This window comes from Streptomyces sp. NPDC051940 (assembly GCF_040680895.1).
Taxonomy (GTDB): domain Bacteria; phylum Actinomycetota; class Actinomycetes; order Streptomycetales; family Streptomycetaceae; genus Streptomyces.
In genome coordinates this window covers 1-11,937 of the sequence record NZ_JBFAXR010000194.1, presented here as the reverse complement: position 1 = coordinate 11,937, position 11,937 = coordinate 1, and the positions used below count along the sequence as shown (strand labels likewise).

General features: G+C 71.5%; 11 protein-coding genes and 1 pseudogene. 8 read left to right on the top strand and 4 right to left on the bottom strand.

Translation table 11 applies throughout. The annotated features are described in order from the left end of the window. The 3 genes from AB0M28_RS38055 to AB0M28_RS38045 all read right to left on the bottom strand — a co-directional run. Nucleotides 1–593: extracellular solute-binding protein (locus AB0M28_RS38055; RefSeq protein WP_365414993.1), on the bottom strand; the 593-nt coding region annotated here is incomplete at its 3' end. 93 nt (nucleotides 594–686) lie between these two features. Next, nucleotides 687–1,448, bottom strand: coding sequence for a DeoR/GlpR family DNA-binding transcription regulator (locus AB0M28_RS38050; protein ID WP_365414991.1), 762 nt, complete (start codon nucleotides 1,446–1,448; stop codon nucleotides 687–689). A gap of 316 nt (nucleotides 1,449–1,764) precedes the next feature. After that, nucleotides 1,765–2,271, bottom strand: a complete 507-nt coding sequence (locus AB0M28_RS38045; protein WP_365414989.1) for a GNAT family N-acetyltransferase — start codon at nucleotides 2,269–2,271, stop codon at nucleotides 1,765–1,767. Nucleotides 2,272–2,433: 162 nt separating this feature from the next. Here AB0M28_RS38045 and AB0M28_RS38040 point away from each other — a divergent pair, with 162 nt between their 5' ends. The 6 genes from AB0M28_RS38040 (at nucleotide 2,434) to AB0M28_RS38015 (ending at nucleotide 8,819) form a co-directional block, all read left to right on the top strand. After that, entirely contained in the window at nucleotides 2,434–3,042 is a 609-nt protein-coding gene (locus tag AB0M28_RS38040) for a dihydrofolate reductase family protein (RefSeq protein ID WP_365414987.1), read from the top strand. Between the two features lie 97 nt (nucleotides 3,043–3,139). Continuing rightward, nucleotides 3,140–4,684, top strand: coding sequence for an MFS transporter (locus AB0M28_RS38035; protein WP_365414985.1), 1,545 nt, complete (start codon nucleotides 3,140–3,142; stop codon nucleotides 4,682–4,684). 172 nt (nucleotides 4,685–4,856) lie between these two features. Next, nucleotides 4,857–5,423: a DoxX family membrane protein gene (locus AB0M28_RS38030; RefSeq protein ID WP_365414983.1), complete on the top strand. Its 567-nt coding sequence runs from the start codon at nucleotides 4,857–4,859 to the stop codon at nucleotides 5,421–5,423. Next, entirely contained in the window at nucleotides 5,420–7,753 is a 2,334-nt protein-coding gene (locus tag AB0M28_RS38025; RefSeq protein ID WP_365414981.1) for an FdhF/YdeP family oxidoreductase, read from the top strand. The genes AB0M28_RS38030 and AB0M28_RS38025 overlap by 4 nt, the downstream gene beginning before the upstream one ends. Next, nucleotides 7,750–8,226 (top strand): GreA/GreB family elongation factor, encoded by a 477-nt coding sequence (locus tag AB0M28_RS38020; protein WP_365414979.1) that lies wholly within the window; start codon nucleotides 7,750–7,752, stop codon nucleotides 8,224–8,226. Before AB0M28_RS38025 ends, AB0M28_RS38020 begins: the two co-directional genes overlap by 4 nt. Next, nucleotides 8,223–8,819 (top strand): thioredoxin domain-containing protein, encoded by a 597-nt coding sequence (locus AB0M28_RS38015; protein ID WP_365414977.1) that lies wholly within the window; start codon nucleotides 8,223–8,225, stop codon nucleotides 8,817–8,819. The genes AB0M28_RS38020 and AB0M28_RS38015 overlap by 4 nt, the downstream gene beginning before the upstream one ends. Nucleotides 8,820–8,848: 29 nt before the next feature. Here AB0M28_RS38015 and AB0M28_RS38010 read toward each other — a convergent pair whose 3' ends face one another. Then, nucleotides 8,849–10,156, bottom strand: coding sequence for a DUF1254 domain-containing protein (locus AB0M28_RS38010; RefSeq protein WP_365414975.1), 1,308 nt, complete (start codon nucleotides 10,154–10,156; stop codon nucleotides 8,849–8,851). Between the two features lie 338 nt (nucleotides 10,157–10,494). On the opposite strand from AB0M28_RS38010, the pseudogene AB0M28_RS38005 reads away from it, so the two are divergent. Both AB0M28_RS38005 and AB0M28_RS38000 read left to right on the top strand, forming a co-directional pair. Next, nucleotides 10,495–11,287, top strand: a pseudogene (locus tag AB0M28_RS38005) (SDR family oxidoreductase). Nucleotides 11,288–11,340: 53 nt separating this feature from the next. After that, on the top strand, nucleotides 11,341–11,937 hold a 597-nt coding region (locus AB0M28_RS38000), incomplete at its 3' end, for a cytochrome ubiquinol oxidase subunit I (RefSeq protein WP_365414995.1).

The window sequence follows — 11,937 nt, the reverse complement described above, 5'->3', positions numbered from 1 at the left end:
ATGCCCGAGCGGGCGCCGTCGGCCTTCGCCGCCAGATCGGCGACCTGATGCCAGGTGGGTTTGTCCGGCATGGTCAGGCCCGCCTCCGTGAAGACGTCCTTGCGGTACATCAGGAAGGACGACTCGCCGTAGAAGGGCTCGCCGTACAGCTTGCCGTCCTCCGCCGTCAGCGACTCGCGCATCGGGGCGAGGATGTCGTTCTGGTCGAAGGCGGCGTCCTTCGCCACGTAGTCGTCCAGCGGCAGCAGCCAGTTGTTCTTGGCGTAGAACGGCACCTCGAAGTTGCTGATCGTGGCCACGTCGTACTGGGCGGCCTGGTTGGAGAAGTCCTGGCTGATCTTGTCGCGGACCTCGTTCTCCGGCAGCACGGTGTAGTGGACCTTGATGCCGGTCTTCTTCGTGAAGTGCTCCGCGGTCAGCTTCTGGAGCTCCACCATCTGCGGGTTGTTCACCATGACGACGTTCACGGACTTGCCGCCGCTGTTGCCGCCTCCATCGCCGCCGGCGCCGCTGCACGCGGCGAGCAGACCGAGGGCGGTGAGGGCGGTGAGCGCCGTGGTCGCGGCGCGCCGTCTGCGGGTTGGCGTTGCCATCGTTGCTCCAAGGGTTGAGGTGAGAGGGGAAGTGGGCGTGCGGAACCAGGCCCGCCCGGCCCATGCCGTCGGGTGGGTGTGGGGGAGTCGGTGTCAGGCCCGGATCACGCGCGGGCCCAGGAGCGAGTAGCGGCGGGCCTCCGCGACCGGGAGACCGGTGTCGGTGACGATGGCCTCGAACTCCGCCACCTCGGCGAAGCGGCTGAAGCTCACCGCCCCGAACTTGGTGTGCACGCCGGCGAAGATCTTGCGCCGGGCCGCGCGCATCACCTGCGACTTGACCGCGCCCACCGCCGGATCGGGCGTGGTCAGACCGTACTCGCGGGTGATCCCGTTGGCTCCGACGTACGCCAGATCGATGACGAAGCCGGAGAGCATGGCGGTCACCCAGTGGCCGACCGTGGCCAGGGTGCCGCCGCGGACCCGGCCGCCGAGCAGGAGCACCTCGGTGTTCTGCCGGTCGGCCAGCGCGCCCGCCGTGGCCAGGGATGCGGTGACGATCGTCAACCGCCGGTTGGGAGGCAGCGCCTCGGCGATGAGCTGGGGATTGAAGCCCTCGTCGATGAACACGGTCTCCGCGTCGTCCAGCAGCTCCGCGGCGGCCACCGCGATGCGTGCCTTCTCGGGCACCAGGCGGGTGGTGCGGTACGCCAGGGTCGTCTCGAAGCCGGCGCTCTCCACGGGATAGGCGCCGCCGTGGGTGCGGCGTACCAGCCCGTGCTCCTCCAGCAGGCGCAGATCACGGCGTACGGTCTCCCGGGACACCCCGAGGTCCGCGGCGAGCTTGGCGACGTCCGCGGCTCCCTCGCGGCGCGTCGTCTGCAGCATCATCCGGCGGCGTTCGTCGGCGTCCATCGGCTCACCCCCTCTCCGCCACGGACCGTCGTGCGCGGGACGGGCGTTCTCGGTTCCCGTTCGGGCTCATGCACGCCCTTGTAGACCCGCGGGCGCCGCCTGACCAGGCTTGACGCTCGGATCCGGATGCCCGAACGTGACCGTTCCCCGGTACCGGACAGCGCGGGGACGTGCCCGAACGGGCCGCCGATCAGCGGCGCCGCGCCCGCATCGGGTACCGGGGGCGCCCGTTCGGTGCCCGTACGGGCAGGAGGCGGGAGCCGACGAGGCGTGAGCGCAGGGCCGACGAGGCGTGAGCGCGCCCCCCGCGGCCGCGTTACGCCGCCGCGTAACAGTGCACGGCCACCACCTGCGCCGGGCCCCACCGCTGCTCGACGGTGGCCAGCCGCTCCCAGCCCAGCCGCTCGTACAGTGCCGCCGCGGCCGTGTCGGACGCCACCACGTCGAGCACCGGATGCAGGCCCCGACGTCGCGCCTCCTCCACCGCCCGGCCGATGAGCAGGGCACCGGCGCCGTGGCCCCTGGCGGCCGGCCCGACGAACAGGCGGCCGACCACCGCGGTGAGGGAGGCGCTCTTCCCGGTCCGCTCACTCCACAGGCCGGGTGCGACATCCCCTGCACCGCTGCGCGCCAGCGCGACATGGCCCACCACCCGGCCCGCGAGTTCCGCGACCCAGACACCCAGCGGGGAGCCGCTCGACAGCCATTCCTCCGGCCGGTCGGGCCAGTTCACCGGGTAGCCGTCCTGCCGGTGGACGTCCATCAGGACGCGGACGCACGTCTCGATGTCGTCCTCGGTCCGGGGGCGGATCGCGATCGTCATCCGGGCATGGAAACACGAGTCGCACAGCCGGGACCAGCGACTTTCGACGCGCGCCGGGTGTGTCAGACCCGGCTGCCACGGTAGGAGCAGGATGCTTGGACACAGGAAGCCCACCGCGAAGGCGACGTCAACTCGCCGCAAGCTTGAGGGAGTGACCCCCACATGGGCAAGGTGACCTGCGACATCACCATCACGGCCGACGGATACTCGGCCGGGCACAACCAGAGCGAGGACCGCCCCTTCGGCGACGACGGCGGGGACGGCCGGGGCGACAGGCTTCACGCCTGGTTCTCCGAGACCGCCGAGGAGAACAAGGCCGAGATCGAGAAGATCACCGCGGCCAAGGCGTTCATCATGGGGCGCAACATGTTCGGCCCGGTGCGCGGCGCATGGGACCGGCCGTGGAACGGCTGGTGGGGCGAGGATCCGCCGTACCACGCCCCGGTGTACGTGCTCACCCACCACCCGCGCGAGCCGCAGCCGATGGACGGAGGCACGACGTTCCACTTCGTCACCGACGGCGTCGAGTCGGCGCTCGCCCATGCACGCGCGGCGGCCGGCGACGCCGACGTCGCGATCTGCGGCGGGGCGACCACGGTCAACCAGTTCCTCGCCGCCGGCCTGATCGACGAACTGCGGCTGCACATCTCACCGCTCACCCTCGGCGCGGGCACCCGGCTCTTCGACGGCGTCCCGCCGCTGAGACTCGAGCTGGTCGGGGCACGGGCGGCGAGCCTGGTCACGCACGTGACCTACCGCGTGCTGACCTGAAGGTGCGAGCGGCTCGGGCGCCCGTGTCGATTTCCGCCACCCCCGTTCGACGCAGGGGTGAGAGCGCCCAACCGGGGCGCCCCTGCGGAAGGTCCCCATGACCCCCGACACGCTCCCCGAGCGCGCCACCCGCCGTACCTGGGCGGGGCTGGTCGTGCTGTCCCTGCCCACGCTCCTGATCTCCATCGACGTCTTCGTCCTCCTGCTGGCCCTCCCGCACCTCAGCGCCGACCTGGGCGCCGACAGCAACCAGCAGCTGTGGATCATGGACAGCTACGGGTTCATGCTCTCCGGCTTCCTCGTCACCATGGGCACCCTCGGCGACCGCATCGGGCGCCGCCGGCTGCTGCTGACCGGCGCGGCGGCGTTCAGCCTGGCGTCCCTCGCCGCCGCGTACGCGTCCAGCCCGGGCATGCTGATCGCCGCCCGCGCGCTGCTGGGGATCGCCGGCGCGACGCTCGCGCCGTCGACGTTGTCGCTGCTCAGCCACATGTTCAAGGATCCGCGGCAGCGCGGGGCGGCGATCGGCGTCTGGTTCATGTGCTTCATGTCCGGCGCGGCGATCGGGCCGGTGGTCGGCGGGGCGATGCTGGAGCGGTTCTGGTGGGGCTCGGCGTTCCTCCTCGGCATCCCCGCGATGGTGCTGCTGCTGATCCTCGGCCCGCTGCTGCTGCCCGAGTACAAGGCGCCGACGGCCGGCCGGCTGGACTTGGCGAGCGTCGCGCTGTCCCTCGCCGCGATCCTGCCCGTGGTGTACGGGCTGAAGGAGATCGCCCGGCACGGCTGGGCCGTGGTGCCCGTCGCCTCCCTGCTCGTCGGCGCGGCGGTGGGCCTGGTCTTCGTACGACGCCAGCAGACCCTCACCGATCCGCTGCTCGACCTGCGGCTGTTCCGCGACCGGGCGTTCACGACCGCGCTCGGGAGCATGTTCTCCGGCACGCTGCTGATGGGCGCGCTGATGCTGTTCATCACGCAGTACCTGCAGCTGGTCCGCGGACTGTCGCCGCTGCACGCGGGGCTGTGGATGCTGCCCGCCGTCGGCGCGTCGATGCTCTCCTTCGCCCTCGCCCCGATGCTCGCCCGGCGGATCCGGCCGGCCCGGCTGATCGGGTATGGGCTGGTGGTCTCCGTCGGCGGACTGCTGCTGCTGACCCAGGCGTCGGCGGCGCACGGGCTGGCGACGGTCGTCACCGGCTTCGCGCTGATCAACCTGGGCGCCGGGCCGATGGTCACCCTCAGCACCGACCTCGTCATGGGCGCCGCCCCCGTCGAGCACAAGGGATCCGCGGCGGCGCTCAACGAGACGGCCGGCGAGTTCGGTTACGCCCTGGGCATCGCCGTGCTCGGCACGATCGGCACCGCGGTGTACCGGCTGCGGCTGCCCGACGGGGTTCCCGCGGCCGCCCGCGACACCCTGGCCGGCGCGGACGCCCTGGCCCGCGGCACGGGCGGCGAGGCGGGCGAGCGGCTGCTGACCGCGGCCCGCACGGCGTACACCTCCGGCATGCACGTCGCGGCCGTGATCGCCGCGGTGCTGCTCACCGGGGTGGCGGTGCTGGTCGTACGCCTCCTGCGGCACGTACCGCCGACCGGCGCGCCCGCGGGGGAGCCGGAGCCGGAGCGGCAGAAGGCGGAGGTCTGACAACTGCCGCGGAGGCGGCCGCCTGACAGCCACCGCACAAGGCAGCCGCCACCGTCCTCCGGCTGGCGGAACCCCAGCGGCGGACGGTGCTCCCGGGGCGAAGACTGGAAAGGCTCGTCCGCCTTCCGGCACAGACCCCGGAAGGCATCGTCCGACATAAGGAAGGACCACCATGGGCCACCTCCTCCGCAGGGATCTGGGCCTGCTCGCCGTCCGCCTCGGCACCGGCGGGGTGCTGTTCGCCCACGGAGCGCAGAAGCTCTTCGGCTGGTTCGGCGGGGGAGGGATCGACGGCACCGCCAAGGCGATGGAAGCCATGGGCTTCCATCCCGGCAAGCGCAGCGCGATCGCCGCGGGCCTCGGCGAGGCCGGCGGCGGCCTGCTGCTCGCGCTCGGCGCCGCCACCCCCGCCGCCGGCGCGGCCGCGGCCGGCGCCATGGCCGGGGCGGTCGCGGTGCACCGCCCGCACGGCTTCTTCGCCATGCAGGGCGGCTACGAATACCCCGCCTACCTCGGCTACGTCGCCGGCAGTCTGGGCGTGGCCGGCCCCGGCCGCTACTCGTTCGACCACCTCACCGGCTACCGGCTGGACCGCCCCGTGATGATCGTCGCCGCGTTCGCGGTGAGCGCGGCGGCCGCCGTCGCCGTCGTGGGCCGGCGCGAACGGACCCTCAAGGAGCAGACCGCCGAGGCCGAGCAGCAGGCCGCCGACGACCAGCCGGACGAGACCCAGCCATGACCGAGGCCAAGGACGAGCAGGAGGTCCGCGAACCCGAGGTCGGCCCCACCCCCGAGGGCGAGCCGCACTTCCACCCGTACCACCATCCCGCCGCGGGGTGGGGCGCCGCCAAGAGCGTCACCAAGTTCATGGCCCGTGAGGGCACCCTCGTGGACGGTCCGCGGGCCATCATGCGGATGAACCACGAGAACACCGGGTTCGACTGTCCCGGCTGTGCCTGGCCCGACGACACCAAGGGCCTGCGGCTGGACATCTGCGAGAACGGCATCAAGCACGTCACGTGGGAGATGACCCGCAAGCGCGTCGGCCGGGAGTTCTTCGCCGCCCACTCGGTGACCGAACTGTTCGAGTGGAGCGACTTCCAGCTGGAGGACCAGGGCCGGCTGACCGAACCGATGGTCTACGACCCGGAGTCGGACCACTACGTCCCGATCAGCTGGAAGGACGCCTTCGAACTGGTCGGCCGTACCCTGCGCGGCCTGGACAGCCCGCACGAGGCCGCCTACTACACCTCCGGCCGGCTGGGCAACGAGGCCACGTTCCTCTACCAGCTCATGGCCCGCGAACTGGGCACCAACAACCTGCCCGACTGCTCCAACATGTGCCACGAGGCCAGCGGCCGCGCCCTGCAGGCGTCGCTCGGCACCGGAAAGGGCACCGTGGACCTTGCGGACTGGGAGTCCACCGACGCGCTGTTCATCATGGGCGTCAACGTGGCGTCCAACGCGCCCCGGATGCTCACCGCCCTGGCCGAGGCGTACCGCCGCGGCGCCCAGATCGTCCACGTCAACCCGCTCATCGAGGCGGCCGCCACCCGCGCGATCATCCCGCACGACTTCACGCGGATGGCCACGTTCCGCTCCACCAGCACCAGCACCCTGAACCTGCAGCCGCGCGTCGGCGGCGACATGGCCCTGCTGCGGGGCATGGCGAAGGCCGTGCTGGAGCAGGCCGGGACTGATCCCCGGGCGCTGGACCAGGAGTTCATCGACCGGCACACCGACGGCTTCGACGACTACCGGGCCGTGTGCGCGACCACGCCCTGGGAGGAGATCGAGCACCAGTCCGGGCTCAGCCGCGACGACATCGTCCGCGCAGCCCGCGTGTACACCGAGGCCGACCGCAGCATCTTCAGCTGGTGCCTCGGCATCACCCAGCACGAGCACGGCGTCGACACCGTCCGCGAGATCGTCAACCTGCTCCTGTTGCGCGGCAATCTGGGCCGCGAGGGGGCGGGGCCGTCCCCCGTACGCGGGCACAGCAACGTCCAGGGCAACCGCACCTGCGGCATCGACCACCGGCCGGCCACGGAGTTCCTGGACCGCCTCGGCGAGGTGTGCGGATTCGAGCCACCGCGCCAGCACGGCCTGGACACGGTCGCCACCATCCAGGCGATGCAGCGCGGCGAGGTGAAGGTCTTCGTCGGCATGGGCGGCAACTTCGCCCTGGCCGCGCCCGACAGCCCGGTCACCTACGAGGCGCTGCGCACCTGCGAGCTGACCGTGCAGGTGAGCACCAAGCTGAACCGCAGCCACCTCGTGCACGGCCGGCAGGCCCTCATCCTGCCGTGCCTGGGCCGGACCGAGAAGGACCACCAGCGCAAGGGGATCCAGAGCACCAGCGTCGAGGACTCCATGAGCATGGTCCACCTCTCCGTCGGCATGAAGCGGCCCGCCTCCCCGCATCTGCGGTCGGAGCCCGCCATCATCGCCGGCATGGCCCGCGCCGCGCTGCCCGACAGCGCCACCCCGTGGGACTGGTACGTCGAGGACTACGACCGGATCCGCGACACCATGGCGCAGGTCCTGGACGGCTTCGAGGACTTCAACCGCCGGGTCCGGCTGCCGCTGGGCTTCCGTATCAAGCAGCCCGCCCGCGAGCTGGTCTTCCTCACCCCGTCCGGACGCGCGGAGTTCTCCACGGCGCCGCTGCCCGACGTCGTACCCGCCCCCGGCACCCTGGCGCTGGGCACCATGCGCTCGCACGACCAGTGGAACACCACCATCTACTCCGACAACGACCGCTACCGCGGCATCAAGAACCTGCGCACCCTCGTCTTCATGAACCGGGCCGACATGCGCGACCGCGGCATCGAGGAGTTCGACCCCGTCGAGATCACCAGCACCGCCAAGGACGGCACCCAGCGCTTCCTCAACGGCTACCTCGCCATCCCCTACGACATCCCCCGCGGCTGCGCGGCCGGCTACATGCCCGAGATGAACGTCCTGATCGCGCTCTGCGACTACAGCACCCAGAGCGACCAGCCGATCATGAAGCACGCCCACGTCACCATCAGCGCGACGACCCCCACCTCACAGGAGCACGGATGACCGGCGCACCCGAACCCATCAGCGACACCGCGCGGCAGGACCTCGAGCGGGAACTGGGCGACCTGCGCGCCCAGCGCGACGCGGTCGCCAGGACCCTGGGGTCCGACGACGCCGTCGGAGACCTGGCGGACGAGGCCGACGAGCTCCAGCGCGCCACCGAGACCGCGCGCCTGGACAGCCGCATCGCCGCGATCGAGGAGCGGCTGAAGGGCGCGTCGATCGCGGGCCCGCCGCCCACCGACGCGATCGGCGTGGGCAGCACCGTGACGGTGCGGTTCGCGGACGACACCGTGGCGACCGTCCACCTCGGCGAGATCGCCGACGAGCTGGACGAGACGCTGGTGACCGCCGACAGCCCGCTCGGCCAGGCCCTGCTCGGCCGGCACTCCGGCGACACCGTCAGCTACCGAAGCCCCGAGGGCCGCGTGACCGCCGCGGTTCTCCGTATCGTCGAAGGGAACGACGCGTCATGACCCCCGCGAACACCACGGACACCGACAACACCACCCTGTACTACGGGGATCCGAAGGCCGCTCACGTACTCCAGGTCTTCCTCGAGCTGAGGGACCGGGGGAGCGCGCGCATGGCGGCGACGCTCCTCGACACGATGCGCCAGGCCGCCGACGGCGGGGGGCTCGTCATCAAGTTCCACTTCGCGTCGCTCATCGACCACACCGTCGGCGGCAGCGGCTCCCAGCGCGCCCTCAGCGCGCTCGCCGCGGCGAGCGACGCCGGCCAGCGGCAGTACCTGGACTACCTGGCCGCGCTCTTCGCCCACCAGCCCTTCCCGCCCGGCGAGGACAAGTTCGCCGACACCTCCGTGCTGCTGAGCCTGGCCGGACCGGTGTCCGGACTGCGGTCCGACGACTTCGACCGGAAGGTCACGGACGGTACGTACATGGAGTGGGCCGGGCAGTCGATCGGCACGTTCGAGTCCTTCGGCACCATCGGCACCCCCGATCTCTGGTACGACAACGAGCAGATCCCCGTGGTGAACATCGACGGGGACCTCACACTCACCGCGCCGGACCTGGCGGCCCAGATCAAGCCCGCGTCGTCCACGTAGGGCTCGCCCCGGCCGCCATCCGCCCGGCGTCAGGCCTTGCGGACCTCCGGCGGGGTCCATCGACCGTCCAGGGCCTCCGGATGCGGTGCGTACAGCCGCAGGGTGACTCCCAGGGGGCCGCTCGCCGCCGGGAGCCAGTTCGGTTCGCGGTCGGGGCCGGGGTTCGTGCGGCTGAGGTGGATGTCGAGCGACCCGTCGTCGTTGTACGTCAGCGGGTCGCGGTCGCCCAGGGCGAAGCGGTCGAGCTCGTTGGCGACCTGGAAGCCCTTGTCGTCGTACATCGTGACCGACCAGAACGCGGACACCGGTGGCAGGGCGTCGGCGTCGAAGTGCAGGACGTAGTCCTGCTCCCCGGTCAGCGGGTCCCCGTCGGTGTCGGTGGCGAGGACGGGGTAGATGGCGTCCTCCGGCGGGTTGGCCCCGAGGCCCACCATGGTGACCGCGGCCCGCTGGAAGTAGTCGTTGCCGTAGACGCCGATGCCGCTGCGGATGACGGTCCAGCCGTTGCGGTGGCTGCCCAGCGCCTTCCAGCCCGCGAGCAACCGCTGGAGGGCGTCCTTGGCGCCGGCCTCGACCTCCGCGAGCTGATCGGGCGTGAAGCGGTCCGCGTCGAACGGCCGGCCGGGGACGATGCCGAGTTCGGCGATGCGGGCCAGGACGGCGAAGTCGGTCGGATGCGGTGGATGGATGCGCAGCGCCTGTGCGGCACGGGTGAAGAACGCCACGGCGTCCAGGCCGTTGACGATCCGCAGCGGATCGGTGGCGTCGACGCCCGGATCGGGCTCGTGCTCGTTGGCGGCGGGCACCAGCGGGCTGAGCCGGAAGCCGTCCTGTACGTCGTTGACGGCCGCGTAGTCGTGCGGGCCGTCGGTCTGGACGCGGCCGATGATCCACACGTACGGCGTGGGCGCCTCGATCAGCGTGGTGTCCGAGGGAACGCCCTCGGCCTGGCCTGGGGCGACGATCGTGTACTCCTGGGGGCCGGTGCCGGTGGTGCGGCTGCCGGGGGAGGCGAACACATCGGTCCACATGTCCAGCATGGGCAGCATGTAGTAGCGGTCGCCGGCATCGGCCACCGACAGCCGTACGGGACCGGCCGTCAGGTCCAGCCAGGCGCTGGAGTACAGGGTGTCGAAGTTCGGACGGACCACGGCCCTGAAGTCGGCGGGCGGGAACTCGCGGATGTGGTGGAACCGGTTCGGTGCCCCGAACGCCGGATTGGCGTCGGCCGGCAGGTTCACGCTCTGCTCGCGGGTGACGTCCATGGTCACCAGCGGATACAGATAGATGTAGGCCTCCTCGCCCAGCGTGCGCAGATCGCTTCGGAGCTTGCTCATGTGGAACCTCTGTTCGCGTGGGAAGCCGCCGGCAGCCCGAGTCGCGGCGTCACGACCGCCCGCAGACCGAAGGGCACAGCCTTCACGCTCGCACGCCCGGGGGACACCGGCCATGCCGAGACCGCGCTCTCGGGACTGAACGGGTGAGGGCAGCACCGCGCACGGGGGACCGACCGTGAAACGCGAGTCGCTGTGACCGGGCGCGGTCACCGGGTGCTTTCCTCGGTCCCCGGACCGGCGGCCTCTCCCGCTGCCGTCCTCGGGGCAAGGCGCAAGGCACAAGAGGAGAGATCGTGACGAGCGCTGTCGATCAAAGTCGCGGAGCCGCGTTCCCTCAACTGCTCACCGGCCAGAAGGCACTGGTCACCGGGGCCAACTCGGGGATCGGCCTGGCCACGGCCCTCGCCCTCGGCCGGGCCGGCGGACGTGGTGGTGAACTACGTCGCCGGTGCGGACGAGGCGGAGAAGGTGGTGGCGCAGATCAAGGAGTTCGGGGTCCGCGCCTACGCGCACGAGGCGGACGTCTCCGACGACGGTCAGGTGACCGCCATGGTGGCCCGGATGGTCGAGGAGTTCGGCACCATCGACATCATGGTGGCGAACGCCGGCCTGCAGCGGGACTCGGCCGCCACCGAGATGACGCTCGCCCAGTGGCAGAAGGTCATCGACGTCAACCTGACCGGGCAGTTCCTCTGCGCCCGGGAGGCCGCCAAGGAGTTCGTCCGACGCGGTGTGGTGGAGGAGGTGTCCCGGTCGGCCGGGAAGATCGTCTGCATGAGCTCCGTCCACCAGATCGTGCCGTGGGCGGGCCATGTGAACTACGCCTCCTCCAAGGGCGGGGTGGGCATGCTGATGCAGACCCTCGCCCAGGAACTGGCGCCCCGCCGGATCCGGGTCAACGCCGTTGCGCCGGGCGCGATCCGCACCCCGATCAACACGGCCGCCTGGTCCACCCCCGAGGCCGAGGCCGATCTGCTCCGGCTGATCCCGTACCGCCGGGTGGGCGATCCGCAGGACATCGCCAACGCCGTCGTCGCCCTGTCCTCCGACCTGCTCGACTACGTGGTCGGCGCCACGCTCTTCGTCGACGGCGGCATGACGCTCTTCCCCGGGTTCGCCACCGGCGGCTGATCGTGATCCACCTGGCGGACGCGCCCGCTCAACTGCTGCCCGCCCGGGAGCTGATGGCCTTCACCCTCGGCGCGCACATCCTGCTGGTCCCCTTCGGGGTCGCGCTGCCGTTCCTCACCCTGCTGATGCACCACCGGGGACTGCGCCGCAACGACCCCGTGGCCCTGACGCTGGCCCGGCGCTGGTCCGCGGTGGTGGCCGTGCAGTTCGCCATCGGGGTCGTCACCGGCACCGTGCTCTCGTTCGAGCTCGGCCTGCTGTGGCCCGGGATGCTGGGACGCTTGGGCGACGTCTTCGGACTCGGCTTCGGAATCGAGGCATGGGCGTTCTTCCTGGAGTCCGTCCTGATCGCCATCTACCTCTACGGATGGCGGCGGCTGAAGCCGTGGACCCACTTCTGGCTGGGCGTCCCCCTGCCGCTGGCGGCCCTGATGGGAGCCTTCGGCATTATCGCGGCCAACTCGTGGATGAACACCCCGCGGGGCTTCAGCCTCGATGCCGGGGGCAACCCCGTCGACGTGCAGGTACGGCAGGCGATCTTCACGCCGATGTTCGGCCCGGAGTACTGGCACTTCGTGGTCGCGATGGTCCTGACCGCGGGCTACGTCGTGGCCGGGGTGTACGCCACGGGCTGGCTGCGCGGACGGCGC